This window comes from Paraburkholderia hospita (genome assembly GCF_002902965.1).
GTDB lineage: Bacteria > Pseudomonadota > Gammaproteobacteria > Burkholderiales > Burkholderiaceae > Paraburkholderia > Paraburkholderia hospita.
In genome coordinates, this window is record NZ_CP026107.1 from 391,111 (window position 1) to 416,889 (window position 25,779).

24 protein-coding genes are annotated in these 25,779 nt (G+C 61.3%); 18 read left to right on the forward strand and 6 right to left on the reverse strand.

Translation table 11 applies throughout. The annotated features are described in order from the left end of the window. Positions 1-123: 123 nt before the first annotated feature. The 5 genes from C2L64_RS34910 to C2L64_RS34930 form a co-directional block, all read right to left on the reverse strand. A complete protein-coding gene (locus tag C2L64_RS34910) occupies positions 124-1,374 on the reverse strand; it encodes a molybdopterin molybdotransferase MoeA (RefSeq protein ID WP_007584635.1) in 1,251 nt (416 codons plus the stop codon). 11 nt (positions 1,375-1,385) lie between these two features. Further along, the gene (gene fdhD / locus C2L64_RS34915) at positions 1,386-2,207 is read right to left on the reverse strand and encodes a formate dehydrogenase accessory sulfurtransferase FdhD (protein ID WP_007584636.1); all 822 of its coding nucleotides are present in this window, start codon (positions 2,205-2,207) and stop codon (positions 1,386-1,388) included. Positions 2,208-2,370: 163 nt separating this feature from the next. Continuing rightward, positions 2,371-3,357, reverse strand: coding sequence for a cytochrome d ubiquinol oxidase subunit II (gene cydB / locus C2L64_RS34920; RefSeq protein WP_007584637.1), 987 nt, complete (start codon positions 3,355-3,357; stop codon positions 2,371-2,373). Between the two features lie 22 nt (positions 3,358-3,379). Next, positions 3,380-4,774: a cytochrome ubiquinol oxidase subunit I gene (locus C2L64_RS34925; RefSeq protein WP_007584638.1), complete on the reverse strand. Its 1,395-nt coding sequence runs from the start codon at positions 4,772-4,774 to the stop codon at positions 3,380-3,382. 80 nt (positions 4,775-4,854) lie between these two features. Then, positions 4,855-7,182, reverse strand: coding sequence for an FdhF/YdeP family oxidoreductase (locus tag C2L64_RS34930; RefSeq protein WP_103153745.1), 2,328 nt, complete (start codon positions 7,180-7,182; stop codon positions 4,855-4,857). A 304-nt stretch (positions 7,183-7,486) separates the two neighbouring features. Between C2L64_RS34930 and C2L64_RS34935 the strand changes: the two genes are divergently transcribed. Beyond that, positions 7,487-7,792: a helix-turn-helix domain-containing protein gene (locus C2L64_RS34935; RefSeq protein ID WP_238554668.1), complete on the forward strand. Its 306-nt coding sequence runs from the start codon at positions 7,487-7,489 to the stop codon at positions 7,790-7,792. 79 nt (positions 7,793-7,871) lie between these two features. Here the strand turns inward: C2L64_RS34935 and C2L64_RS34940 are convergent, their stop codons facing one another. Further along, positions 7,872-8,195, reverse strand: coding sequence for a DUF4148 domain-containing protein (locus C2L64_RS34940; protein ID WP_007584643.1), 324 nt, complete (start codon positions 8,193-8,195; stop codon positions 7,872-7,874). Positions 8,196-8,439: 244 nt separating this feature from the next. Here C2L64_RS34940 and C2L64_RS34945 point away from each other — a divergent pair, with 244 nt between their 5' ends. The 17 genes from C2L64_RS34945 to C2L64_RS35025 all read left to right on the forward strand — a co-directional run bounded on the left by C2L64_RS34945 (position 8,440) and on the right by C2L64_RS35025 (position 25,673). Then, entirely contained in the window at positions 8,440-9,375 is a 936-nt protein-coding gene (locus tag C2L64_RS34945) for a LysR family transcriptional regulator (RefSeq protein ID WP_007584644.1), read from the forward strand. 106 nt (positions 9,376-9,481) lie between these two features. Then, positions 9,482-9,940 (forward strand): phosphate-starvation-inducible protein PsiE, encoded by a 459-nt coding sequence (locus C2L64_RS34950; RefSeq protein WP_007584646.1) that lies wholly within the window; start codon positions 9,482-9,484, stop codon positions 9,938-9,940. A gap of 128 nt (positions 9,941-10,068) precedes the next feature. After that, complete coding sequence (locus C2L64_RS34955) at positions 10,069-10,518, forward strand: hypothetical protein (protein ID WP_007584648.1); 450 nt, start codon at positions 10,069-10,071, stop codon at positions 10,516-10,518. Positions 10,519-10,537: 19 nt separating this feature from the next. Then, positions 10,538-10,876, forward strand: coding sequence for a hypothetical protein (locus tag C2L64_RS34960; protein WP_007584649.1), 339 nt, complete (start codon positions 10,538-10,540; stop codon positions 10,874-10,876). Between the two features lie 732 nt (positions 10,877-11,608). Then, the gene (locus tag C2L64_RS34965) at positions 11,609-12,898 is read left to right on the forward strand and encodes a quaternary amine ABC transporter ATP-binding protein (protein ID WP_007584650.1); all 1,290 of its coding nucleotides are present in this window, start codon (positions 11,609-11,611) and stop codon (positions 12,896-12,898) included. Then, entirely contained in the window at positions 12,895-13,776 is an 882-nt protein-coding gene (locus C2L64_RS34970) for an ABC transporter permease (RefSeq protein WP_007584651.1), read from the forward strand. The genes C2L64_RS34965 and C2L64_RS34970 overlap by 4 nt, the downstream gene beginning before the upstream one ends. 99 nt (positions 13,777-13,875) lie before the next feature. After that, positions 13,876-14,751, forward strand: coding sequence for a glycine betaine ABC transporter substrate-binding protein (locus C2L64_RS34975; protein ID WP_007584652.1), 876 nt, complete (start codon positions 13,876-13,878; stop codon positions 14,749-14,751). Between the two features lie 81 nt (positions 14,752-14,832). After that, positions 14,833-16,128: a serine hydroxymethyltransferase gene (gene glyA, locus C2L64_RS34980; RefSeq protein ID WP_007584653.1), complete on the forward strand. Its 1,296-nt coding sequence runs from the start codon at positions 14,833-14,835 to the stop codon at positions 16,126-16,128. Positions 16,129-16,165: 37 nt separating this feature from the next. Continuing rightward, positions 16,166-17,053, forward strand: coding sequence for a dihydrodipicolinate synthase family protein (locus tag C2L64_RS34985; protein WP_007584654.1), 888 nt, complete (start codon positions 16,166-16,168; stop codon positions 17,051-17,053). A 5-nt stretch (positions 17,054-17,058) separates the two neighbouring features. Next, positions 17,059-18,390, forward strand: coding sequence for an NAD(P)/FAD-dependent oxidoreductase (locus tag C2L64_RS34990; RefSeq protein ID WP_007584655.1), 1,332 nt, complete (start codon positions 17,059-17,061; stop codon positions 18,388-18,390). A 17-nt stretch (positions 18,391-18,407) separates the two neighbouring features. Beyond that, positions 18,408-19,901: an aldehyde dehydrogenase gene (locus C2L64_RS34995; protein WP_007584657.1), complete on the forward strand. Its 1,494-nt coding sequence runs from the start codon at positions 18,408-18,410 to the stop codon at positions 19,899-19,901. A gap of 67 nt (positions 19,902-19,968) precedes the next feature. Next, positions 19,969-20,739 (forward strand): pyrroline-5-carboxylate reductase, encoded by a 771-nt coding sequence (locus C2L64_RS35000; protein ID WP_086908982.1) that lies wholly within the window; start codon positions 19,969-19,971, stop codon positions 20,737-20,739. A 213-nt stretch (positions 20,740-20,952) separates the two neighbouring features. Next, complete coding sequence (locus tag C2L64_RS35005) at positions 20,953-21,954, forward strand: LysR substrate-binding domain-containing protein (RefSeq protein WP_007584661.1); 1,002 nt, start codon at positions 20,953-20,955, stop codon at positions 21,952-21,954. Positions 21,955-22,021: 67 nt separating this feature from the next. Further along, positions 22,022-23,056, forward strand: coding sequence for a GlxA family transcriptional regulator (locus tag C2L64_RS35010; protein WP_039900864.1), 1,035 nt, complete (start codon positions 22,022-22,024; stop codon positions 23,054-23,056). 45 nt (positions 23,057-23,101) lie between these two features. Then, positions 23,102-23,512 (forward strand): cupin domain-containing protein, encoded by a 411-nt coding sequence (locus C2L64_RS35015; RefSeq protein WP_007584665.1) that lies wholly within the window; start codon positions 23,102-23,104, stop codon positions 23,510-23,512. A gap of 58 nt (positions 23,513-23,570) precedes the next feature. Next, positions 23,571-24,719, forward strand: coding sequence for a branched-chain amino acid ABC transporter substrate-binding protein (locus C2L64_RS35020; RefSeq protein ID WP_007584666.1), 1,149 nt, complete (start codon positions 23,571-23,573; stop codon positions 24,717-24,719). A 27-nt stretch (positions 24,720-24,746) separates the two neighbouring features. After that, positions 24,747-25,673 carry a LysR substrate-binding domain-containing protein gene (locus C2L64_RS35025; protein ID WP_039900831.1) on the forward strand — a complete coding sequence of 309 codons (927 nt, stop codon included), beginning with the start codon at positions 24,747-24,749 and terminating at the stop codon, positions 25,671-25,673. Positions 25,674-25,779: the final 106 nt, after the last annotated feature.

Genomic DNA, 25,779 nt, shown 5'->3' on the forward strand with positions numbered 1-25,779 from the left:
GAGTGATCGGTACGGGCGTGGCACGGGCAATGGCTCGATGGTGCGGCCCTACGTGCGAATCGGCTTGTGTAATCGCACGTTGCCGGTCATGAACATCGCGGCGGGAGAGGGGCGCGCGGCTGGTTACGCGAGCCACGTCCCGAAGTCGTAGTACTCGACAAGCTCGCCGTCGTTCACGGTGCCGCCCGCCCGGATGCGCGCAAGGCCCGTCGCTGCGGCCAGCGTGTTGAGCGATCCCGGGCTTTGCTGATCGAACGGATGCAGTTGTGGTGTGCCGTCGGGCGCGACGCGCAACTCGACTCGTAGGAACTCGTCGCGGTGGCCGGCAACGCGTGTGTGGCCGCTAAACGGAAGCATCTGCGTGCGACGCAGCGCAGCGCGTCGCCCCTGGAGTTGTCGCAGCATCGGGCTGACCAACAACGCAAACACGACATACGCCGCGCCCGGATTGCCCGGCAGGCACACCAGTTTCTTGCCCGCCACGGTGCCGACGGAAAAAGGCTTGCCGGGTTTCATGCGTACTTTGCAAACCTCTAGCTCGCCCCCAAGCGAATCGAGCACGGATCGCAACAGGTCTTTCTCGCCCGTCGAAATGCCGCCCGCGCTGATGACGACATCGGAATGTGCAAGCAGATGGGCAATGGCGCCGCGCGTTTGCGCGAACTCGTCCTTTGCGTGAAGCCGCGAACTGACGGACGCGCCCATGCCGCGCACCAGTGCCGACAGCATCGGTCCGTTGCTGTCATAGCTCTGCTCGGGCCGCATCGGCTCGCCGACGCGCACAAGTTCATCGCCCGTCGTCAGAACGCCGACGCGCAGCTTGCGCTGCACGCGGACCCAGTCGATTCCCTGCATTGCGAGCAATCCGACGTGTGCCGCATTCAGCACCGTGCCTTTGGCGATCAGCGTATCGCCGCGCCGTGCGAATTCCCCGCGACGCCGCACGTGTTGTCCTGCACGCACGGGCCTGTTGATCTCGATGCGTTCGCCGTCTACGGATACGTGCTCCTGCATCACGACGGTGTCAGCGCCTTCAGGAAGCAGGCTGCCTGTGAAGAGCCGCGTTGCTTTGCCCGGCTGTAGCGGCGGCGGCATCGCGCCGGCGTAATGACGGTCCTGAACAGGAAATGCAGTACTCGCGGCAAAGTCCGCGTAACGAATCGCGTAGCCGTCCATCGCGCTGTTGTCGGCATGCGGCATATCGTGAACGACGATCACGTCGTCGAGCAGCACACGCCCCGCGCATTCTTCGACCGATACCTGCTCGCATAGATCGAGAGAAAAGGTACTGGCGAGTAGCGACTGCTGCGCCGAATCGAAGTCAGCGAGCAAATCTGGTTTTTCAGCGATGCATGTGTCGGGACTTTGGCTCATTGCATCGGACCTCATGCCGGTTTCAACGCAGACGTTGCGCAATATTCGACGAATCCGTCCCTACGGCAAAAGCTCACGAGACGCATCTGCGCTTCATGAGCGATGCGTATCGCAAGCGACGTGGGCGCGGAAATCGTCGCGATCATCGGAATATCCAGTCTCGCCGCTTTGCGCACGAGTTCGTAGCTCGCCCTGCTGGACATGAAGACGAAGCCGCGTGTCAGATCGACGTCACGCCCTGCGAGCGTGCCGATCAGCTTGTCCAACGCATTGTGCCGGCCGACGTCTTCCATCACAGCCAGTACGGCGCCGTTCAGCGAGCACCATCCAGCAGCGTGCGCACCGCCCGTGCTACGCATCAGGTTCTGCCATTCGGGAAACTCTCTCGCGGCGCGCCCGATCGCCGCCGCACTCACTTCGCGCGCGGCGCTCGAATCGCGGACAGGCTGCGGTTGAAGGTCGAGCAGATCGATGCTTTCGATCCCGCATACACCGCAGCCGGTCCGGCCAGCTAGCGTGCGCCGCGTCTGCTTGATTCGTGCGAGCGCTTCCCTGGCGACCGTCATGTCAATCACGACGCTGTCCGCATGACGTTCTACTGCCACGTCGAAGATATCGGCGGCGCGATCGACAAGTCCTTCCGTCAACGAAAACCCCACGGCGAACGCTTCGAGGTCGCATGGCGTGCACATCATCACGGCGTGCGAAATGCCGTTGTACACGAGGGAAACGGGCATTTCCTGCACGACGAGATCGTCCGCCACGCTGACGGCGCTGTCGCGCACGCGGGTCACACGCTGCTGCACCGTACCGTCGCACTCCGTCAGGTCCATATTCTCAATTCCGTTGCAATGCGTGACACTGTTCCCGCCAGTCTACAAAGATGCATAGTGCGATGAAATCACACAAAGGTATGCGGCTTTAAGCCGCGCGTCTGACGCATACGCCGGTGCGCGCGTCGAGTGCGGCACCGGCGTTGCGTGGCGGGCGTGAGAATCAGTGCTTGATGGGCACGACCTTGCCGCGGAACAGGTGGTACTGGAACAGGTTGTAGCCGATCATGACCGGGAACACGATGCCGATGCCGAACAGCATGAACACGAGCGTCGTGCCGTCCGATGCAGCAGATGCAATCGACAGTTGTCCGGGCACGATGTACGGGAACAGGCTGATCGCGAGACCCGCGAACGACACGACGAACAACACCATCGACGCAATGAACGGGCTATGTTCGCCGCGCATCCGGATCGCGTAGAGGATATACACGAACGCGGCGGCGGCCAGCACGGCAAGCGCGAGCAGTACATGGAAAACGCCGACGTCGTCCCAGCGCGTCACCCCAACAGTGGTGATCTTCACGGTGCCCAGCGACACCACGATGGCGGCGATCACCGTTGTGAAGACCGCGTAGGTTGCGTAACGGCGCGAAGCGTCCTCGATGGCGCCCGTCGTCTTCTTGATGAGCCACGTCGCACCGAGCAGCGAGTAGCCGGACACCACGCCGATCGCTGTGATCGCGATGAAGGCGGCGCTGTCGACGCCCGGGACCAATCCCGTCAACACCTTGCCGAGCACGATGCCCTGGCAGATCGCGGTGAGCAGGCTGCCAATGCCGAACACGGCATCCCAGACCCGCTTGCTGCGATGGGCCGCATGGCGGAACTCGATCGACGCCCCGCGCATGATGAGGCTCGCGATCAGCAGCATCACGGGCACGTAGAGCTGGGTGAGCAGCAGCGAGTACGCCGCCGGGAACGCGCCGAACAGCGCGCCGCCGAGTGCGACCAGCCACGTTTCGTTGGCATCCCATACGTGACCGATCGACTGGATCATGACGTCGCGGTCCGATTCGTCGCGCCGGAACAGCGTGAGGATGCCGACGCCAAGGTCGAAGCCGTCCGTCACCACGTAGAAGACGAGCATGAGTCCGATGATGCCGAACCATGCGTTACTGAGTAATTCCTGTGTTGTCACGGCGTTCATTTTTCAGCCTGTCGATAAGAGATCAGTATTCGATTGCCTGTTGCGTCGTGCGCGGCGCGGGTTCGGCGGGCGGCGTCAGCGTCAGGTCGGGGCCGTTCTTGAGCCAGCGTCGCGCGAAGACGAAGAACGACGTGATCAGCACCACATAGAACGCCGCGAACATCAGCATGCTGCCGCTGATCGCCGTCGGCGAGATCGCGGACGCGGCGTGCTCGGTGCGCAACAGTCCATACACGACCCACGGCTGGCGACCGACTTCGCGCACGATCCAGCCGCATTCCACCGCGATATACGGCAGCGGAATGGCAAGCACCCACGCGAGGAACAGCTTCTTCTGATCGAGCAGCGCCTGCATATTGCCGCGCGTCTTGCGGAACACATAGATCGTCCAGAATGCGAGCACCATGAACAGGAAGCCAATGCCCGCCATTGCGCGGAATGCGTAATACAGCAGCGGCAGCATCGGCGGCTGGTCGGCAACGGGAATATCCTTCAGGCCTTTAACCTGGCCGTGCAGACTGTGCGTGCCGAGCACACTCAGCATGCCCGGTACTTCGAGCGACCAGTCGTTGCCCTGCTTCGCCTTGTCGGGCCATGCGAGCAGAGACCATGAGGCGCCCGTGCCCGGTGCATTAGTTTCCCAGTGGCCTTCAATGGCCGCACCCTTTGCAGGCTGCGTTTCGAACACGTCGACGCCGCTCGAATCGCCAAGCCAGATCTGCACGGGGGCGATGAACGCGAGCAAAAGCAGCGCGACCTTGAACGAGCGGACGAAAAACTCCGGGTTGCGGCGCTTGAACAGGTAGTACGCGGAGATGCCCGCCACCACGACGAGACCCGTTTCGAGCGCCGCGAACCACATGTGGCTGACGCCCCAGATCATGTCCGGATTGAAAATGGCCTTCATATAGCTCGTCACAACCAGTTTGCCGTTCTCCACGGCCACACCGGCGGGCGTTTGCATCCACGAGTTTGCGACCATGATCCAGAACGCGGACAGCGTCGAGCCGAGCGCGACCATCGCCGTCGCGAACAGATGCACGCCCTTCGGCACGCGGCCCCATCCGAGCATCATGATGCCGACGAAGCCCGCTTCGAGCATGAACGCCATCGCGCCTTCGAAGCCGAGGATGTTGCCGAAGAATTGCCCCGTGAAGTTCGAGAACGGGCCCCAGTTGGTGCCGAACTGGAACTCCATCGGAATGCCGCTGACCACGCCGACGGCGAAGTTCAGCAAAAGCAGCTTGCTCCAGAAGCGCGCGTGCCGGTACCAGACGACTTCATTCGTCTTGACCCACAGCGTTTCCACTACGAGCAGGAACGCGGAGAGGCTGATCGTGAGAATCGGCCACAGTATGTGAAAGATCGCGGTCATCGCGAACTGGCCGCGTGCGAGGTGTAGGGCTTCCAGAGACATGACGGATACCATTTTCCAGGTTGACGCCGGGCGCGAAGGGGACGCCGCGCCCGGCGCGATACAAAAGTGACGCTGACGGCTCAGAACGGATGCGCGACGGCCGGTTCGGCGGAGTGATGCAGCAACACCGGAATCGACTTCGAGGTCGGCGTATTGCAGACGTCGCCCACGCTATGCAGCGGCACGAGCGGATTGGTCTCCGGGTAGTAAGCCCCAATACAGCCGCGCGGAATGTCGTATTCGACGAGGCGGAACGAATTCGCACGGCGTTCGATGCCGTCATCCCAGACCGTCGTCATGTCGACCCAGTCGCCATTCTTGAATCCCAGCATTTCGATATCGGCGGGATTGATGAAGACCACGCGGCGTTGGCCGAACACACCGCGATAACGATCGTCGAGCGCGTAGACGGTGGTGTTGTACTGATCGTGCGAGCGCGTGGTCATCAGCGTCATCAGACGTTCGCCGTGAATCTTTTGCGCGCGCTTGATAGGCGTGTCTTCCTGAACGGCATGGACGACGAAGTTCGCCTTACCCGTCGACGTCTCCCATTCGAGTTCGCGCGATGCGACGCGCAGATGGAAGCCGCCCGGATGCCTGATGCGTTCGTTGTAGTTGGCGAAGTCGTCGAACACCTTGGCGATGTCGTCGCGGATCAGCGAATAGTCGTCGGCAAATGCGAGCCAGTTGACCTTGCTGTCGCCGAGCGTTGCATGCGCGATGTTCGCGACGATGGCCGTCTCGGACATCAAATGCTTCGAAGCGGGCGTATTCATGCCATACGAGATGTGCACCATGCTCATCGAGTCTTCGACCGTCACGCCTTGCGAGACGCCGTTGCGGACGTCGATTTCCGTGCGGCCCATCGTCGGCAGAATGAGGGCGTGCTTGCCGTGCACGAGATGGCTGCGGTTGAGCTTGGTCGTGATGTGAACCGTCAGATCGCAGGCACGCAGCCCGTCCCATGTGCGGTACGTGTCGGGCGTCGCCATGGCGAAATTGCCGCCCAGTCCGATGAAAACCTTCACATGACCTTCGAGCATGCCCTCCACGGTTTCGACCACGTCCAGTCCTTGCCCGCGAGGAGGCTCGAAACTGTAGACCTGCGCAAGGCGGTCGAGGAACTCAGCCGTTGGTCGTTCTTCGATACCAACCGTGCGGTTGCCTTGCACGTTCGAATGTCCGCGCACCGGGCAAAGACCCGCACCGAGCCGGCCGATATTGCCCTTCATCATCATCAGGTTCGACAGGATGTGAACCGTCTGATGCGAATGCTTGTGCTGGGTAAGGCCCATGCCCCATGTCGCGATGGTGCGCTTGCCGTTCGCATAGATACGGCCGAGCGCTTCGATATCTTCGCGCGCGACACCCGATTCGCGTTCGAGCAGCGACCAGTCTTCATTGCGCAGGTCTTCGGCGAATGCTTCGAAGCCGAGCGTATGACGCGCGATGAAGTCGAGATCGAGCACGCGTTCCGTGCCGTTTTCGACGGCAATGTCGTCCAGTTCCAGAATATGCTTTGCGACGCCTTTGATCAGCGCGAAGTCGCCGCCGAGTTTCGGCTGGATGAACAGCGATGCGATTTTTGTGCTGCCCATCGTCAGCATTTCGACGGGGTGCTGCGGGCTCGCGAAGCGTTCCAGTCCGCGCTCGCGCAGCGGATTGACGGACACGATGGTCGCGCCGCGACGCGCGGCTTCGCGCAGCTCGCCGAGCATGCGCGGGTGATTCGTCGCCGGGTTCTGGCCGAAGATGATGATCGTGTCAGCGTGCTCGAAGTCTTCGAGCGTCACGGTCCCTTTGTCGACGCCGACGGTGCCGGGGAGGCCTCGGCTCGTTGCTTCGTGGCACATGTTCGAGCAGTCGGGGAAATTGTTGGTGCCAAACATCCGCACGAACAGTTGATACACGTACGCGGCTTCGTTGCTGGCACGGCCCGACGTGTAGAACGCGGCCTCGTGCGGCGACGCCAGCTTGTTCAGATGCCCGGCGATCAGTGCGAATGCGTTGTTCCACTCGATCGGCTTGTACGTGTCGGTCATCGGGTCGTACACCATCGGCTCGGTCAACCGGCCATGCTGCTCAAGCTCGTAGTCGGTCTGCTTCATCAGCGCTTCTGTCGTGTTCGCCGCGAAGAAGTCGCGCGTGACGCGCTTGGTCGTCGCTTCGGCGGCAACGGCCTTCACGCCGTTCTCGCAGAACTCGAAGGTGGATGCGTGCTCGCGATCGGGCCATGCACAACCCGGGCAATCGAAACCATCGGGTTGGTTCTGCTTGAAGAGCGTGCGGTAGCTTCCGCCTGCCACCCGCTCCTTGATCAGATTGATGGCGACGTACTTGAGTGCGCCCCAGCCCGCTGCGGGGTGATGATATGGCTCGATACGGCCCTGCTGCTTCGGTTTGTCCATGAGTTCGGCTCCCGTTGACTGTGCTGCGCTGAAGCCTGGAAACAGGTTCTTCATTCACGCATCCGACTGGAGGGAAGAATAGATTCAAATACAGTTGACCGGAGCGCACACATTGACGGGGTGCTGAAGAGTACAGTTGGAAAAGCACGGCTGTACTGCCGTCTTCACTGCGAAATAAGACCGGATAGCGCGCCTTCTTTCGTAAATGCACGCTTCGTTCTTCTGCGCAATGCAGTGCTTCGGAGAAAGTGCGAACCGCGCGTTCGTGACTACAATCGCGCCGTCTTTGTGAACTGTGATGGAGATGGAATTGGATAGCGAAGCCGTACCCGCAAGCATCGAATTCGACGCGGTGTTTATCGATGTGCTCGAACAGCTGTGGACTGCATTTAATGAGGAGCGCGAGGAACCCTGGTCGCTTGCGAAGTTATCGAAGCGTAGCGCGTTGCCGATGAGCACGTTGCGCAGGGCGTTGACCGATCTTGAGTCGGCGGATCTGGTTAGGTTTGAAGTCGCAGACGATGGGCGCGGCTATGCGGCGCTATCCGAAGAAGGCGCGCTGTTGAGCGAAGAGCTGTTTGGGTTTGTGATGTCGAAGCAGTCGCAGTGATTGCGACGCTGGAGGGCGAATTATGGCGTTCGATGTTGCCGGCTAATCCGTCACGAAGATGGATCAGCCGGCGATGCCTTCAGTGGTGGTCATAGGTTGGGCTGGAAGACGGAGTCAGTGTGTCCGTTGAGCGATGGCCCGACTGCGAGTCTCCAGTCGTGGACGGTCCATATCCGCTGTTTTGTGCTTGCTGGTTTTGCGCGGCGACTTTCGCTTCGGCAGCCTGGATCTTGTCGGGGTAGTCCGTGTCGCTGAAGTCCCATGGGTGGTAGCCCGCATTTTCCAACTGCACCAGTTCGGCTTTTACCTGTGCGCGTGTGACGGGTTGGGTGGTCTGCGCGAAAGACGTCAGCGGCATTGCAATCGCTGCGACCAGTGCAGCAGCCTTCAACAAGTTCTTCATGATCTCTACCTCGTGGCTGGGCCAGTAACATCGCGAAGCGTTTGTTCGCGAATCTGAGGTTCAGTCTAGGCGCCCAGCGCGCGGGGATAAACACGCTCGCCTTGAAATCTGCTTTGCCGAATGTCGTGGAATCCGGTCAGCGCATTACCTCTCGATGGACAAGGCAATCTTGCTGAAATATCGCGCAATATCGCGAGTGCTTCATGCAAGAATCCGACGCAGATGAACATTGAAGAGCGTCACGATGGATACTTTCGAAAACATGCGTATGTTCATGCGCGTCGTCGAAACAGGGAGTTTCACGGCGGCGGCACGCGATGTCGGAACGACAGTCGGGAATGCATCGAGAGCCGTGAGCGATCTCGAGTTGCGCCTCAGCACCCGCTTGCTGAATCGCACGACACGCCGCATCTCGCCGACGGAAGCAGGCCAGCGATACCTGCAGCAGTGCGTCCACATTCTTGCTAGCGTCGACGAGGCGGAAACAGAAGCAGAAAGCGGTCTGCCCAACCCGTCCGGAAAGTTGAAGATCCATTCCGTCACAGGCTTTGGGCAGCACTATGTCGTTCCCGTCATCTCACGTTATCGCGAACGCTTTCCGAATGTGCAGATCGAACTCACGCTGGCTCAGCGAGTGCCCGATCTGATCGAGGAAGGGTATGACGTCTCGCTGGTCCAGGGGGCGGAGCTTGCAGAGTGCGGCTTGTTGTCGCAACGTGTCGGCAGCGCGCACAGCATTCTTTGTGCGTCGCCGGAGTATGTGGAGCGTCACGGTTCGCCGGCCTCGCTCGCCCAGCTGCACCAGCATGCATGCCTCGAATTGCGGTCGCCGCTTGCGCCACAAAGTGAGTGGCATTTCGACGGACCGGATGGCGAAGAATCGGCCGTGCCGGGAAGGATCGTATTCTCCGTCAATCTGGCCGATGCGATGGCAGTGGCATTGTGTCGCGGGATGGGTGTGGGCATTCTGCCGATCGCGGATGCGCTGCCGCATTTGCGCGCTGGAAAGCTCGTTCATCTGTTACCCGAGTACAGCTCGCAACAGGTTCAGTACGTTGCGATTTATCCGCCGCGACACTCGTTCAATACCAGGCTGAAGACGTGGATTCAGTTCTTGCGTGAGCAGTTGCCGAATCTCACCGTCGCGCAAAATACCTGGACGGAAAATCTTCGGTCGTGACACGCTTTCTGTGCTTCACATGAAGCGATGGATGTGTACGTCATTCGGACTAGTTGGACGCGATAAGCTCTGTGCCATTGCATGCTGAGATGGCGAGATTGTCGATATGAAAGATTGTCCTGAACAGAATCTGACCGAGAACATACGGCGCAGATTCGATCGTTTCATCAACGTCGTCGAACTTGCGGGCCTGATCCTGATTGGTCTTGCGACAGCGTATGCGATGGCGATCGAAGCGTGGCGAGTGTTGATGGCCGGGCAAGTTTCGCTGACCGATCTGTTGCTGATGTTTCTGTATCTGGAAGTGCTGGCGATGGACGCGCGCTATCTGCGTCTCGGGCAAATGCCTGTTCGCTTTCCGCTGTACATCGCGATGGCGTCGCTTGCGCGGGATCTGATACTCCGCGCTGGCGACACGGCTGACCAGCACGTTCTGCTCACCACGTTAGGTATCGCCGTGCTCGCGATCAGCGTGTACATCCTTCGGTATGGCCAGCATCGTTACCCCGCGCGCGATGACGATGGACGTGAGGAATTGCGGCGTCCCGAGCCCGCGAACAAATAGAGCACGATCTGACGCGCACGACGCCGTTCATATCGGCAATTTCCGTAGAGAACGCGAGCTTGCGCGCACGACCATCCTTGGATACTCGGTGAAATCGATTCACTCGCTGTGTCTGGAAGGAGGTCGCCATGCGCGCCGAACAATATGCCTTGGTCGCGGAGCTTGAGCGCGACGAAGCTACGCAACCTTCGCATGCCACGCCCGGCATCGCATGCAGAGCGTCCATTGCAGCGATGTTGTTGTGGTCGCTTGTCGAAACGTATTGGGATCTGCTTTACCCGATGGGTAAGATCCACATTGCCATCATCCTATTCACGAAGCTGATCATCGCGGGCATTGCGCTGGCCGCGATGTGCGGCTCGTTCATTGCGCTTGCAGCGTGTGCATTCTTCTGCGTGGTTAGCATCGTCGTGATCGGCGTGACGCTGCCTGATTTGTACACGCTGTCGCGCACTTTCTTCTATCTGTCGCTCGTGGAAGTTGTGGTCAAGACCACGGCGGCTGTATCGATCTCGTTCTACTGTGCCGAGGATCACGTCACGCGTGATCTCGATGCTTGCAATTGGCAGATGCGATAGCAGTTCAAGAGGTTTTCTGATGAGAACGTCGATCATACGTGGTGCGGTCTTAATAGCTGCATTGCTGCTTGGCGCATGCACGAGTGTTGGCGAGAGCGCGAGCGCGAAGGAAAACCTGCTATCAACGGCGGGCTTCAAGACGGTTCCGGCTAACGAACTAAAAGAACTCGGAGTAGACAGCTTGCCGTCCGGGCGCATCATGAAGATAAAACGAGGCGATGTCGATGTTTTTCTCTATCGAGACGCCAATGCATGTGCTTGTCTGCTGAAGGGCGACGAGCAAGCTTTCCAACGCTATAAAAGCGAGAAGCTCGAACGCGACTTCCACCCGGCTGGAGCGGTGCCGGCCGCGTTCTAAGACTGCCTCGCCGGCTGCGTCGAAAGACGTCACCGCGAAAGATGCACCGAAGGCAGCCGGAAGCAGCGGCAAGACCAAAGCCCGGAAGCCGCGCCGAAGCGCGAAGGCAGGCCGAGGAGCACTCCGAAGCGCGCCTCGACGAAGCGCTCGACGACTCGTTCCCGGCGAGCGATCCGCCGGCATTCATCGAGGATGGTCCGGCTCGCTGAGTCGCGACACGGGCGCCGCGTGCGTCACGGGCCGGCCGGAAGTGATTTGCAAGCTTCATGCTTCCGGCCGGCAGAGAGCCTTGTCCCACGGGGCAATTCCGCTATATAACTACCCCGCCCTGGTACATTCCCTACAAAGCCGCTAGAACAGCACGGGTCCCTCGCGCCCCATCCCCCGCCGCCGGGCGCGTCATTCGCCCGCAAACCCCCGCCCCATCTCGAAGCGCGAGTCATTCCAACGTCGAATGCACGCTCTTGCACCCAATGCACGAAAACCTTGCATTACCTGAGGTATGGGAAAGAGCGCAGAAAATGTAGCTGGATGAAGCAAATTGGCTTGATACGCTGCACTTCATGCATTAAGCCCGCGGTTCGCCGGATGTGACGCACAAATCTTCTGCCCGTCAGAAGAGAGGCGGCATATTGCGCGGAGAAACCCGGGTTCGCAATCGAGTGCTGCCGCATATCAAGCAAACGCAATGCGCGGCGCCGATTTCCTGAACTCGCCAGTTGGGATGACAGAATGACGCCAAACCTGACATTCGCGCCGGACAGTATGATCCATCCGGGTGCCTTCGGAGCGGAAGATACTTCCGCAGCGGTGAAACCTGTCGCTATCTCCGGGACCGATATTCTCACGGTCAAGAACCTGTCGAAGATCTTCGGACCGAAGCCCGAGCGTGCCGCTGAACTGATCAGGCAAGGTCTCGGCCGGAATGAAATTTTCGAGCAGACGGGCAACATGGTTGCCGTCAACGACGTAAGCCTCAGCGTCAAGGCGGGAGAAATTTTCGTCGTCATGGGCCTGTCCGGTTCGGGCAAGTCGACGCTGGTGCGTCTGCTCAACCGGCTGATCGAGCCGACCTCCGGCCAGGTCATCCTCGAAGGCCGCGACATTGCACCCATGTCGACGCCGGAACTGCGCGATGTGCGCCGCAAGAAGATGGCGATGGTGTTCCAGTCGTTCGCGCTGCTGCCGAACCGCACGGTGCTCGACAACATCGCCTATGGACTCGAAGTCGCGGGTCTCAAGAGGGCCGAGCGATACGACATTGCGCGCACCGCGCTGACGCGGGTCGGTCTCGGTTCGTATGAAAAGCTGCTGCCGGGCGAACTCTCCGGTGGCATGCAGCAACGGGTCGGCCTCGCTCGCGCCCTTGCGGTGAATCCTTCCGTGCTGTTGATGGACGAAGCCTTCTCGGCGCTCGATCCGCTGATCCGCTTCGAAATGCAAAGCGAGCTGCTGCGGCTTCAGAAAGAAGAGCAGCGCACCATCGTGTTCATTTCGCACGACATCGAAGAAGCGATCAAGATCGGCGGCCGTATCGGCATCATGAAAGATGGCTGCCTCATTCAGGTCGGCACGCCTGCCGAACTGATCCAGTCGCCCGCCGATGCCTACGTGCGCGACTTCTTCCGCAATGTCGATGTTTCGCGCTTTCTGAAAGCTTCAAGCCTGATGACGACGGTCGAGCGCGGGCTGATTTCCTGCGACGTCGCCGCGCCTTCGGAGCGCTACCTGAATCAGCTTATCGATAGCGGCGTCGAATGCGGCTACGTGTGCGACGAAGCGGGTCGATATCAGGGCTGCGTCACGCCGGCTTCGCTGCACAAGACGGGTGCCCATTCGATCCGGGAAGCGTTCGTGAACGACGTGAACGCTGTTGCGCTGGATACGGATCTGCATCAACTGGCCACGATCGCCTTGAGCCAGCAACACGACGTACCCGTCACCGATACAGCCGGCAGGCTCGCAGGCGTCGTGTCCTGCCGGACGATTCTCAAGCAGGTCATGGAACGGAGAGCAGCATGAACTCGTCAGTCATCGGGAAGTTTGCGGAAAACGCTGTCAACTTTCTCTTTCAGCATTTCCGCGGCGGCTTCGACGCTTTCTCTGCCGCATTGGGCGCAGTCATCAAGTTGCTGGAAGATGGACTCGCTGCCGTTCCGTTCGTCGCGATGCTCGTGCTTCTCGTCGCATTTGCATTGTGGCGCCGGGGCGTCGTGTTCTCGGTCTTCGTCGGCATTGCGCTGCTGGCGATCCACTACATGGGACTCTGGGCGCAGACGGTGTCAACGTTGGCGCTGGTGATGGCGGCGACGGTCTTCAGTCTCGTGATTGGTGTGCCGCTGGGCATCTGGGGCGCGCGCAACAAACGCGTCGAAATGGTGCTGCGCTCGCTGCTCGATTTCATGCAGACGATGCCGGCATTCGTCTATCTGATCCCCGCCGTCATCCTGTTCGGGTTGGGCCGGGTGCCCGCCGTGATTGCCACCATCGTGTTCTCGATGCCGCCCGTCGTACGCCTCACCACACTGGGCATTCGCCAGGTGCGCGAAGAACTGCTGGAAGCGGGACGCTCGTTTGGCAGCACGGATTCGCAACTGCTCTGGAAAATCCAGTTGCCGAATGCGCTGCCGTCGATCATGGCCGGCGTGAATCAGACCATCATGATGGCGCTCTCGATGGTCGTGGTCGCATCGATGATCGGCGCGGGCGGTCTCGGCGAGTACGTGTTGAGCGGCATCCAGCGGCTCGATATCGGGATCGGCTTCGAGGGCGGGCTGGGCGTCGTGCTGCTTGCCATCGTACTCGACCGCCTCACGGAGAGCTTCGGCGTGAAGGCAAAGAAGGCGAAGCGCACCGTACGAACCGCAAAGCCCGGCACGAATGCGGCGGTGCGCACCTGACGCCAGCGCACACCGTCGTCTCGCAGTAAAGCAACAACACACCACATCGCTAAGTTTTTTCATTTTTCTAAAATTTTCATAATCGCGTAGGAGTACTGTATGAAGACCAATCTGTTCAAATCTCTGGTTGCGAAACTGACTGTATCGACGATGGTTGCGATAAGCGCTGGCCACGCTGTGGCGGCCGAGCCGATCAAGATTGCCGTGACCAACTGGGCGGACGTGCTGGCCGTCGCCAACGTGGCCAAGTACGCGCTCGAGACCAGTCTCAAGCAGCCCGTCCAGTTCGTGCAGGCGGATATCGGCATCCAGTATCAGGGCGTGGCGCGGGGCGATCTCGACATCATGGTCGGCGGATGGCTGCCAGTGACGCATGGCGCCTACTACGCGAAGTACAAGAACGACATGGACGACGTCGGCGTAATCTATACGGGCGGCAAGAACGGTTGGGCGGTCCCCGCCTACATTCCCGAGTCGCAGGTTGCAACGATTTCCGACCTCGAAAAGCCGGACGTGAAGAGCAAGCTGAACGGCACCATTCAAGGTATCGAACCCGGCGGCGGTCTGATGCAGGCATCCGAAAAGGCCCTCAAGGCGTACGACCTGAACGGCTACAACCTGCAATCGTCGAGCGAGGCGGGCATGCTCGCGGGCGTGTCGCGCGCCTATCAGTCGAAGCAATGGATCGTCGCCACGGTCTGGAGCCCGCACTGGCTGTTCCAGAAATGGCAGATGCGCTACCTGAAGGACCCGAAAGGCACGTTGGGCGGCGAAGAGCAGGTGCACGCGTTCGCATCGAAGCAGTTCGCAACGAAATTCCCCCGTGCTGACGTGTTCTTCAAACACTTCAAGCTGAGCCTCGCCGACGTCGAAGCGATTGAATTCGAAGGCAACAGCACGAACGACTACGCGACGGCGGCGAAGAAATTCGTCGATGCCCATCCGGAAAAGCTGAAGGCCTGGTTGCAGCAATAAGCCGCACAGCACCCCGTATGGCATCAACCGGTTGTTGCCGTCTTGCACTACATGCTTCACGATTTTTCCCGGAGTAACCACGTGAACGAGAACTCGCGCTTTTTTGCAGAACCGCTCCAGAGCCGCGACCCTGTCATCGCATCGGAGATTGCGCTGGAGTTGCGCCGCCAGCAAACGCAGATCGAACTGATTGCTTCCGAGAACATCGTCTCGGCGGCGGTGATGGAAGCGCAAGGCACCGTGCTGACCAACAAGTACGCGGAAGGCTATCCGTCGAAGCGTTACTACGGCGGCTGCGAGCATGTGGACCGCATCGAGGCGCTCGCCATCGACCGCGTGAAGGCGCTGTTCGAAGCCGAGTTCGCCAACGTGCAACCGCACTCGGGCGCGCAGGCGAACGGCGCGGTGATGCTCGCGCTCGTCAAGCCGGGCGACACGGTGATGGGCATGTCGCTCGATGCGGGCGGCCACCTGACGCACGGCGCGCGTCCCGCGCTGTCCGGCAAGTGGTTCAACGCGGTCCAGTACGGCGTGAATCCGCAAACGTATCGCATCGACTATGAGGAGGTACGCCGGCTGGCTGAAGAGCATCGGCCGAAGCTCATCATCGCGGGCTATTCGGCGTATCCGCGCGCGCTGGACTTCGCCGCATTCCGCGAAATCGCCGATAGCGTGGGCGCGCTGTTGATGGTCGACATGGCGCACATCGCCGGTATCGTCGCAGCGGGGCGGCACGAGAACCCGGTTCGGTTCGCGGATGTCGTGACGTCCACGACGCACAAGACGCTGCGCGGTCCGCGTGGCGGCTTCATCCTGACCAACAACGGCGACATCGCGAAGAAGATCAATTCGGCCGTTTTCCCCGGCTTGCAGGGCGGGCCGCTGATGCATGTCATCGCGGGCAAAGCGGTCGCGTTCGGCGAAGCGCTTCGGCCGGAGTTCACCGCGTATATCGACCAGGTGCTGCGCAACGCCCAGGCACTCGGCGATGTGCTCAAGTCGGGCGGTCTCAGCCTCGTGACGGACGGCACCGACAACCATTTGCTGCTTGTCGATCTGCGCCCGAAGGGTCTGACGGGTACGCAGGCCGAGAAGGCGCTCGAGCGGGCCGGCATCACCTGCAACAAGAACGGCATTCCGTTCGACACGGAGAACCCAACAGTCACGTCGGGCATTCGCCTCGGCACACCGGCAGGCACGACGCGCGGTTTTGGCACTGCGCAATTCGAGCAGATCGGCCAGATGATTCTGGAAGTGTTGTCTGCGCTGGAACACGAACCGGCAGGCGATGAACAGGTCGAGCGCGCTGTCCGTAGTCGCGTGAGAGACCTGTGCAGCCAGTTCCCCATTTACTCGCATGCCGAAGCGCTTGTGTAAAGCGATTCGCTGATTAACTACTCAAGAGAGAATCGAAATGAGCTTCGAGGGCGTACACACACCGCTCGTCACCCCGTTCAAGGCGGATGGCGAAATTGATCACACATTGCTCGGCAAGCACGCCGCGAATCTCGCGGGCCGTGTCTCGGGCCTCAGCGTCGGCGGAACGACGGGCGAATACTACGCGTTGAGTTTCGACGAACGCGTGCAGACGTTCAATACCGTCGCCGAAGCGGCGGGTGGCAAGACCTGGCTGACGGCCGGCATCAACGCGACGACGACGAAAGAAGTGATCCGCCTCGGCCAGGAAGCGAAGCGCGCGGGTCTGAACGCGCTGCTGCTTGCCGCGCCGTACTATGCGCAGCCGACTCAGGACGAACTGCTGAGCCATCTGCTGAAGGTGGACGACAGCCTCGACATGCCCGTCATGCTGTACAACTTTCCGGCGCGCACGGGAACGGACATCAGCGACGACGTGCTGTCGAAACTGCTGGAGCGTCCCAACTTCATCGCGATGAAGGAGAGCACGGGCGATATTTCGCATTTGCATCATCTCGCGACGCACTTCAAGGAGCGACTGGTGCTGAGCTGCGGGATGGACGACCAGGCGCTCGAATTCTTCGTCTGGGGCGCAAAGAGCTGGGTGGGCGGTGCGTCCAACTTCCTGCCCGAAGCGCACACCGCGCTCTTCGATGCCTGCGTGAAGCAAGGCGACTTCGCAACCGGCCGCAAACTGATGGCGCAGTTGCTGCCCGTGCTGGAGCTGCTGGAACGCAGCGGCAAGTTCATTCAATACGTCCGATACGGCTGCGAGCTGGCAGGCACGCCCGTCGGCGTCGCACGCGCGCCGCTCGGCACGCTCGATGAAAACGAACGCAGCGGCTTCGCCAAGCTCGTACGCCCGTTGTTGCCTAACGCTCAGTAACGTGCATGACCTCGAAACTGGAATTCGCGCGGTTTCCCGCTCCCGATGGTGTGAACGGATGGTGGGAAAGCCTGCCGCCGCCCGCGCCTGCGGTCGCGGTGTCGTCTGAGCGCAGCTACGACTGGGTCGTGGTCGGCGGCGGTATTACGGGCTTGTGCGCGGCCCGGCGCCTGGCCGAGCTTGCGCCCGATGCGTCGATTGCGCTGGTCGAGGCGGATCGCATCGGGCGCACGACGGCCGGGCGCAATTCCGGCTTCTTCGTCGATCTGCCGCATGACATCAGCAGCGAGAGCTATTCGCGCAGCGTGGAAGCGGACAAGGCGGACGTCCGCTTCCAGCGTCACGGCATCGACTATGTGCGCTCGGTCGTGAAGGCGCACAACATCGAGTGCGACTGGCGCGACGACGGGAAATTTCACGCTTCGGTGAACCGGAAGGGACATACAGCGCTTGCGCATTTCGCCGAAGGTCTCGAACGCATCGACGAAGCATTCGAATGGCTCGACGAAGCCGCCATCGCGAAGGTGACGGGCACGGACTTCTACGAGGGCGCGCTCTTTACGCCTGGGTGCAGCACGGTACAGCCCGCGGCGCTGATGCGCGGTCTCGCTGCGAGCTTGCCCGAGAACGTGCAGGTGTTCGAACTCAGCGCGGCGACGCGGATAGAAGACCAGGGGCTTTCGAAGGTGTTGACCTTCGCGGGAGGCAAGATCGTCGCGAAGCGCGTGATTCTCTGCACCAACGCCTATGCGGCGACCTTCGGCGGACATCCGAACGGCCTGCTGCCCGTGTACACGTTCGCGTCGATGACACGCGTGATGAAGCCGGAAGAAGTCCGGCGGCTCGGCGGCACGCGCTCATGGGCGCTGATTCCCGCCGATCCGATGGGCTCGACCGTGCGTCGTCTGATTACGGACCGCATCTGCGTTCGCAATCACTTTGCGTTCCGGCCGAACCTCGAAGTATCACCGGCCGATCTGGCGAAAGCGAAGAGCCTGCATCAACGGTCATTCGACCGGCGCTTTCCGATGTTGAAGGACGTCGAACTCGAATACACGTGGGGCGGTCCGTTGTGCCTGTCGGCGAACAACGGTGCGTTGTTCGGGCGCAGGGCCGATGGCGTGTTCGAAGCGGTCGGGTGCAATGGCCTGGGCTTAAGCCGAGGGTCGGCGTCAGGCAAGCTGATCGCCGAATACGCGCTCGGTCAGTCCAGCGATCTCGTACGTCAGCTTCTGAATCAGCCGCATCCGCGTTCGCTGCCCGTGCGTCCCATTGCGGACGTCGCGGTGTCGGCGGCGATCTGGGTCAAGGAATTTTCGGCCGGGGCCGAGCTTTAAATCTGTGAGGACAGGACATGACGACGTATCAGGAATGGAAGCAGAAAGCGCAAGCCTTGTCGCTCGACGGTAGAGCCTTTATCGCGGGACAACGCGCAAACGCGGCATCGAATGAGACGTTTGCGACGCTCAATCCTTCGACGGGTAAAGTGCTGGCCGACATCGCAAAGTGCGATGCGAAAGATATCGACCGCGCGGTCGCGGCGGCGCGGGAGGCATTCGAATCCGGCGTGTGGTCGAAGGCCGCGCCCGCGCAACGTAAAGCGGTGCTGCTGCGGCTCGCGCAACTGATCGACGACAACGCGGAAGAACTGGCGCTGTTAGAAGCACTCGAGGCAGGCAAGCCGATCAGCGAATGCCTGGGACTGGACATTCCCGAGTCGGCGGCGTGCATCCGCTGGCACGCGGAAGTCACGGACAAGCGATACGACGCGCTGTCGCCGTCGGGCGCGAGCGTCGTCAGCATGATCACGCGCGAACCGATCGGCGTCGTGGGCGCGGTGCTGCCGTGGAATTTTCCGGCGCTCATGCTCGCGTGGAAAATCGGCCCGGCGCTGTCGGTCGGCAATAGCGTGATCGTGAAGCCTGCGGAGCAGACCTCGCTGTCCACGCTGCGCATCGCCGATCTCGCGCTGGAAGCGGGCGTGCCCGCAGGCGTGTTGAGCGTCGTGACCGGCCTCGGCGAAAGCGCGGGTCAGGCGTTGGGCCGCCACGCGGACGTCGATCTGGTGGCGTTCACCGGTTCGACGGAAACGGGCAAGCGGTTTCTGCATTACTCGGCGGATACGAACCTGAAGCGCGTCGTGCTCGAATGCGGCGGCAAGAACCCGCAGGTCGTGCTGCCCGACGTCGCGAATCTCGATGCCGTCGCCGAGCAGGCCGTCGCCGCCGCGTTCTGGAACATGGGCGAGAACTGCAGCGCAGGCTCGCGCATTCTGGTTCCGTCGTCGCTGAAGGCGAGCTTGCTGGAGAAAATGCAAGCGGTTCTGGAAGGATGGAAAACGGGCGATCCACTCGACCCCGACGTCAAACTCGGCTCTCTGATCGAGCAGAAGCATTGCGAGAAGGTGCTCGCACACATTGAAAAAGCGAAGGCGGAAGGCGCGCGCGTCGTATGCGGCGGCAAGGCTACGCGTACCGACTCGGGCGGCTGGTTCGTCGAGCCGACGATCTTCGACAACGTGACGCCGCAAATGAGCATCGCGCGCGACGAAGTGTTCGGCCCTGTGGTGTGCTTCATCGAATATGCGGATATCGACGAAGCTGTGCAGATTGCCAACGACACCTGCTACGGCCTCGCTGCCTCGCTGTGGACCGACAACGTGAACCACGCGCATAAGATCGCGGCGCGGATTCGTGCGGGCACGGTGACGGTGAACTGCTTCGGCGAGGGCGACCTGTCGACGCCGTTCGGCGGGTTCAAGCAATCGGGCTTCGGCGGCCGCGACAAGTCCGTCTATGCACACGACCAGTACTGCGAGTTGAAGACCACCTGGCTGAAGCTCGACTAAACCGGTTCGACACAACTGATGACCCAGCCATGCAGGCTGGGTCCGCATCACACACACGCGAGGCCAAATGCGAGCTGGATTCATCGGAACGGGCACGATCACACAAGCGGTCGTGACAGGCATGCTCAGATTCGGCGTGCCGTTCGAGCGGATATCGCTGTCGCCGCGCAACGCGCGAACGGCGGCGGAACTTGCCGCGCTCGACGGGCGCATCCACGTTTGCGCAAGCAACCAGGAAGTGCTGGATAACTCGGATGTCGCCTGTCTTGCGGTTGTGCCGCAAATCGCGGCCGAGGTGCTGGGCGAACTTGAATTCGACGCGCGTCATCACGTCATCAGCTTCATGGCAGGCATTTCTCTCGATCAGTTGCGCGGCCTTGTCCGCACGAGCGGCAAGATCGCGCGCGCCGTGCCGCTGCCCGCCGTCGCCGAGGGTAAGGGCAGCACCGCGATCTGCCCCGCCGACGAGGTCGCCAAAGCGATCTTCGCGGCGCTCGGTGAAGCCATCGAAGTCGACAGCGAAGACAAGTTCGATGCGCTGTCCGCCGTGACAGCGACGATGGCGAGCTTCTACGCGGTGCTCGAAACCCAGGCGTCGTGGCTTGCCAAGCAGGGCATCGACTACGCCGACGCGCGGGCATTTTTGTCCGGCTACTGTGTGGGACTCGCCCACGACACGACCCGGACGGAGCAACCGTTTTCAGCAATGGTCATGCATTGCATGACACCGGGCGGCATCAACGAACAGGTACATACCGAGCTTTCCCGCCGTGGGGCATACGCTTACTACGGCGAAGCGCTCGACGGCGTGCTGCGGCGTATCAGGGGCCGCGCCTAGCGGCTGGCGCGCGAATGCGCAGTGAGCGCGGCAGCAGCGGATAATCGTTAGACGCAGGCGACTGCAGGCTATTGCGGGCGCGGCGGATGCGGCTGCATCCTCGGGTTGCCCGCCATTGCCAGTTGCCAGGAAGAATCGCACACTATTTTTCGCGGGAGCTGTCTGCTCGACGCGCCGTCGCCGCATTGCGCATCCGCTTCACAGGTGAAAGCCATGCAAAAGAAACAGTTGTTCGCCGACCGGCTGCTCGCGCAGATGCCTTCTCTGCGGGCGCTGAGATGCTTCGTCACGGCTGCCCGATACGAGAGCTTCACGCAAGCCGCCGAAGTGCTGTGCGTCACGCAAGCCGCCATCAGCCGGCAGATCAAGGAACTGGAGGACTCGCTGGAGGTAGCGCTGTTCGAGCGGACGGGCAGACATATCGCGCTGACGGATGCCGGGCGCATTCTGTACAACGCGTCCTATCTGTCGATCATGAACATCGCCGAAGCGGCCGAAGCCGTGCGCCGCACCGACCGGCATGCACTGACGGTGTGCGTTTCGCACACTTTCTCGGCGCTGTGGCTGTCGTTCAGGCTGCCGTCGTTTCGCAAGCGTTTTCCGGAAATCCGTTTGCACGTGATGGTCACCGAGCATTTCATGGAGCTGGACGACCTCATGGAACCCGACGTCATCATCACGAAGAATCCGCCGCGCGAGCCGGAGTACGAAATCGAGCCGCTCTTTCACGACGTGGTGTATCCCGTGTGCAGCCCGTCGTTTCATGAACGGCATTTTCACGGCAGATCGCTGAAGCCGCTGGATCTGTTGTCGTATCCCACCTTGAATCTGTCGCTGCTGGGGCGCGCTCAGGTTTGCGAGCATGTCGACTGGCGCGTGTGGCGCAACTGGTTCCAGCAAGGCGACGGTTCGGACCGGCTGGTCGACAACGAGCACCTGGAGAGCAATGACTACCGGCTGCTGGTTGCGCAGGCCGAGGCGGGCGAGGGTACGCTGCTCGGCTGGCATCATCTCGTGCATCGTCAGGTCGAGCAGGGCCGGCTGTTGCGTCCGGTGCAGGACGCGCTCGAATTCCACGACCGTCATCACTATGTGATCACGCACAAGAACGCGAAGCTGCGGCCCGAATATGTGCAGTTCCGCGAATGGCTCGGGGAAGAAGTCGGCGCGATGATGCGCGAATGGCGAAGCGTCGAAACCGAAGCAGCGAAATAGATTGGCCGATATCCGTTCAGGCCGCGTGAGCGGCCACGATTCACAAAACGTCGACGCAGGCAGTGCCATGTTGAGCGACACCCTTCACACCGAAAGCAGAACGTCCCGACCCTTGCGCTTCGGGATCGTGTTGCTGCCGAATTTCACGTTGACGGCGTTTTCGGGTTTCGTCGATCTGCTCCGGCTGGCAAGCGATGAAGGCGACATGAGCCGGCCCGTGCGCTGTTCGTGGACCATCGTTGGGGAATCGCTGGTGCCCGTCAGGGCGAGTTGCGGCATCCAGGTCGCACCGTGGATCACGTTCGACGAAGCGGGCGCATTCGATTACGTGGTGGTGGTCGGCGGCCTGTTGCATTCGGGGCCGTCCGCTAGCAAGGCCACGCTGCAGTTCATCCGGGACGCCGCGAAAACCTCCGCGACATTGGTCGGCATATGCACGGGCGTGTTCGCGCTGATGCGAGCCGAAGTGATGGACGGCTATCGCCTCTGCGTGAGCTGGTTCCACTACTGGGATTTCGTCGAACGCTTTCCCGGCGTCGACGAGCGCAATCTGGTTGCGGACCGGTTGTTCGTGATCGACGGGCGGCGTATTACCTGTTCGGGCGGGCGCGCATCGATCGATGTCGCTGCCGCGATCCTGCTGCGGCATGTCGAGGCGACGATCGTACAGAAGGCACTACGCATCATGCTGGTCGACGATGCGCAAAAAGGAAACGCGCCGCAGCCGCATCCGCCGGGGCTCGAACCGGCAACACACCCGAAGGTGCGGCGCGCGATCCTGTTGATGGAGCAGCATATCGGGCAGCCGTTGAGTCTCGCGGAACTGGCCCGACGGCTGGACATGTCGGTCAGGCAACTGGAGCGGCTGTTCGCGGCCGAAACGGGCAAGTCGCCGCATGCGTATGGACGGCAGATTCGCATACGCATGGCGTCGTGGCTGCTGACGAGTTCGGACCGCACGGTTGCCGATATCGCCGCGTCGTGTGGCTTTTCCGACGCTTCGCATCTTGGCCGTGAGTTCAGAAAAGAATTTGGCGAATCGCCAAACGCGTATCGCGTGGCGAGGCCGCAAAGCCACTCACCCGCGTTGGCCGCAAGCTGACAGGTGCGGTGAGCACGTACAACCCGGCAAAAGGAACAACTCCACATGACGACTGCGCAACTGCGTGATGAACTGGTTCTCTTCGGCCTGAACGTCAAGGACGCCCGCCGTTCGTATTCGATCGACGAGCGCGACTGGCGCGCGATGAAGATCGGCGACACGGTGCTGCCCGGTTTCTTCTGGATTCCCGTGGCCGAGGACGAACGCGGCGCGTGGAGCAGCTACTGGATGCGTTTGCAACCGGGCGCGCGCTCTTTCGAGCATCAGCACGATTCAACCGAGCTGATCATGATTCTTGACGGCGTGTTCACGGACGACGACGGCACCGATTTCCTTCCCGGCCAGACGGTGTGCTACGCGGCGGGTTCGCGGCATAGCACGTCGTCAGAAGGCGGCTGCACGGTGCTGGTGGTCGCGCATACCGGCTCGACGATCGTTTCTCGCGCGCAAGACTGAGCAGGAAGCAACCTCAGTGGGTCTTGCGCCTCATGTGCCCGCAAACGGAGGTGAACCGATGGTCAATACTTCACGAAGAATTCTTCTCGCCTCGCTGACTGCCGTCGCGATGACGCTTGCAAGTCACCCGTGCGTTGCACAGCAGGTCGTCAAGATAGGCGTGTCCGCGCCGTTGACGGGTGTCGGAGCGGCCAACGGGAAGGACATCGAAAACGGTGTCCGGCTTGCCATCGAAGAAGCCAACACCCAGCACATCAAGCTGGGCGGACAGGAGGTGCGCTTCGAGATGGCCTCCGTGGATGACCAGGGCGACCCGCGCGTCGGCGTGCAGGTGGCGCAGAAACTTGTCGACGACGGCGTGGTGGCCGTGGTCGGTTATTACAACTCGGGTGTCGCATTACCCGCATCGCCGATATTCGCCAAGGCGGGCATCCCATTGATCGACCCCGCCGCGACCAATCCCGCGATCACGCGACAAGGCCTGAAGAACGTGTTCCGCATCATCGCCACCGATGCGCAAAACTCCGGCAATGCCGGTAAGTACGCAGTCACCGTCACCAAGGCGCAACGGATCGCCGTGATGGACGACCGCACGGCATTCGGCCAGGGCGCCGCGGACGAATTCAAGAAGGCCGCGGTGGCGGCGGGCGGCCAGATCGTCGCGTCGGAATACACGCAAGAGAAGGCCGTCGAATTCAACGCGCAACTCACGACCATCAAGGCGGCCAATGCCGATCTGCTGTACTTCGCCGGACTCGACAATCAGGCCGCGTTGCTGACCAAGCGCATGAGACAGCTCGGCATGCGCGCGCAGTTCGTCGGCAGCGGCGGCATTGCCGATAGCATCTTCCTCAGTGTCGCGGGCAGTGCGGCCGAAGGCGCGATGGCGTGGGAGTACGGGCGGCCTGTCGAGTCGCTGCCGCAAGGCAAGGCGTTCGCGGAAAAGTTCAAGAAGCGCTTCGGCGCGGACACGTTGACTTATGCGCCATTCGCCTATGACTGCGCATGGGTGGCGATCAACGCGATGAAACAGGCGAACTCCGCAAAGCCCGAGGTGTTCATGCCCACGCTGCGCACGACGCAATACGATGGGATCACCGGGAAGATCGAGTTCGATGCATACGGCGACCTCAAGCATCCGACGTCGACGCTGTATCAGGTGAAGAACGGCAAATGGGTACCCGTGACGACGATAAGCGCCGAATGAGTTCAGCTATTTGACCAGAGAGCCGAAATGAAACCGGCTATTGCAGGGACTAAAGGATACCGGCGCCTCATTCCGTCGATGACGGCCCTCGTCGAGTTCGAATCGGTCGCGCGCCTGAGCAGCTTTACTGTCGCGGCGAACGAACTCGGCGTCACGCAGGCGGCCGTCAGCCGGCAGGTCAAATTCCTCGAAGACACGCTCGGCGTGCGGCTCTTTCACCGCCTGCACCGCTCCATCGAGCTTACGGAAGAAGGCGAGGCGCTGTACCTTGTCGTCGCCGAGTCGATGCAGAAAATTGCCGGCGTGTTCGACCGGCTTTCCAGCGGCCCTGTGCAGCAGGAACTGGTGCTGGCGGCGACGTCGGCGTTCTCGCACTTTCGTCTGTTGCCGCGTCTCGCCTCGCTCAAGAAAGCGCAGCCGAATCTTCAGCTTCGCCTTTCCACGCAGATGTTCACGGCGGACCTGCGGCACAAGGAGATCGATGTCGCGGTGCGCTTCGGCAACGGACGATGGAGCGACGGCACGGCAACCTTGCTGTTCGACGAGGAAGTCTTTCCTGTGTGCTCGCCGAAGTGGGTGGAGTCGCGCGGCATGCCGCAATCGCTGCAGGACGTCGCGAACGCGGCGCTGATCGAGTCGGATTCGACGTCGGAAGGCTGGATGGGATGGGAAGCGTGGTTCAACGCCGTGGGCCTCAGGCCGCTGCGTCTGAACTTCGCGCTGCGCTGCAGCCTCTACACGGACGCGATCCAGGCCGCGCGTTATGGCGAAGGCATCGCGCTTGGCTGGGGACGGCTCGTTCACGATCTCGTCGAAACCGGCGAACTGGTGAGGCTGCCCGTCGCGTCGCTCAAGCCGAATGACGCGTACTTCATCGTGGTGCCGCATGGGCGCACCATCACGGCCGCCACGGACGGCCTGATCGACTGGCTGCGGCAGGATTCGCTCGCATAATCCAAAGTAATACCAGACCGAAAATAAAGCGCATTGACGCTCTTTTTCGTCAATCCAATACTGGGTTCATCGCGGGAACGTTCGACGTTCCCACATCCCCCGAACG

Excerpts from the sequence above, each read along its gene's own strand:
- C2L64_RS34910 (WP_007584635.1), bottom strand. The coding sequence starts at position 1,374 with ATGAGCCAAAGTCCCGACACATGCATCGCTGAAAAACCAGATTTGCTC.
- fdhD (WP_007584636.1), bottom strand. The coding sequence starts at position 2,207 with ATGGACCTGACGGAGTGCGACGGTACGGTGCAGCAGCGTGTGACCCGC.
- cydB (WP_007584637.1), bottom strand. The coding sequence starts at position 3,357 with ATGAACGCCGTGACAACACAGGAATTACTCAGTAACGCATGGTTCGGC.
- C2L64_RS34925 (WP_007584638.1), bottom strand. The coding sequence starts at position 4,774 with ATGTCTCTGGAAGCCCTACACCTCGCACGCGGCCAGTTCGCGATGACC.
- C2L64_RS34930 (WP_103153745.1), bottom strand. The coding sequence starts at position 7,182 with ATGGACAAACCGAAGCAGCAGGGCCGTATCGAGCCATATCATCACCCC.
- C2L64_RS34935 (WP_238554668.1), top strand. The coding sequence starts at position 7,487 with ATGGAATTGGATAGCGAAGCCGTACCCGCAAGCATCGAATTCGACGCG.
- C2L64_RS34940 (WP_007584643.1), bottom strand. The coding sequence starts at position 8,195 with ATGAAGAACTTGTTGAAGGCTGCTGCACTGGTCGCAGCGATTGCAATG.
- C2L64_RS34945 (WP_007584644.1), top strand. The coding sequence starts at position 8,440 with ATGGATACTTTCGAAAACATGCGTATGTTCATGCGCGTCGTCGAAACA.
- C2L64_RS34950 (WP_007584646.1), top strand. The coding sequence starts at position 9,482 with ATGAAAGATTGTCCTGAACAGAATCTGACCGAGAACATACGGCGCAGA.
- C2L64_RS34955 (WP_007584648.1), top strand. The coding sequence starts at position 10,069 with ATGCGCGCCGAACAATATGCCTTGGTCGCGGAGCTTGAGCGCGACGAA.
- C2L64_RS34960 (WP_007584649.1), top strand. The coding sequence starts at position 10,538 with ATGAGAACGTCGATCATACGTGGTGCGGTCTTAATAGCTGCATTGCTG.
- C2L64_RS34965 (WP_007584650.1), top strand. The coding sequence starts at position 11,609 with ATGACGCCAAACCTGACATTCGCGCCGGACAGTATGATCCATCCGGGT.
- C2L64_RS34970 (WP_007584651.1), top strand. The coding sequence starts at position 12,895 with ATGAACTCGTCAGTCATCGGGAAGTTTGCGGAAAACGCTGTCAACTTT.
- C2L64_RS34975 (WP_007584652.1), top strand. The coding sequence starts at position 13,876 with ATGAAGACCAATCTGTTCAAATCTCTGGTTGCGAAACTGACTGTATCG.
- C2L64_RS34985 (WP_007584654.1), top strand. The coding sequence starts at position 16,166 with ATGAGCTTCGAGGGCGTACACACACCGCTCGTCACCCCGTTCAAGGCG.
- C2L64_RS34990 (WP_007584655.1), top strand. The coding sequence starts at position 17,059 with ATGACCTCGAAACTGGAATTCGCGCGGTTTCCCGCTCCCGATGGTGTG.
- C2L64_RS34995 (WP_007584657.1), top strand. The coding sequence starts at position 18,408 with ATGACGACGTATCAGGAATGGAAGCAGAAAGCGCAAGCCTTGTCGCTC.
- C2L64_RS35000 (WP_086908982.1), top strand. The coding sequence starts at position 19,969 with ATGCGAGCTGGATTCATCGGAACGGGCACGATCACACAAGCGGTCGTG.
- C2L64_RS35005 (WP_007584661.1), top strand. The coding sequence starts at position 20,953 with ATGCAAAAGAAACAGTTGTTCGCCGACCGGCTGCTCGCGCAGATGCCT.
- C2L64_RS35010 (WP_039900864.1), top strand. The coding sequence starts at position 22,022 with ATGTTGAGCGACACCCTTCACACCGAAAGCAGAACGTCCCGACCCTTG.
- C2L64_RS35015 (WP_007584665.1), top strand. The coding sequence starts at position 23,102 with ATGACGACTGCGCAACTGCGTGATGAACTGGTTCTCTTCGGCCTGAAC.
- C2L64_RS35020 (WP_007584666.1), top strand. The coding sequence starts at position 23,571 with ATGGTCAATACTTCACGAAGAATTCTTCTCGCCTCGCTGACTGCCGTC.
- C2L64_RS35025 (WP_039900831.1), top strand. The coding sequence starts at position 24,747 with ATGAAACCGGCTATTGCAGGGACTAAAGGATACCGGCGCCTCATTCCG.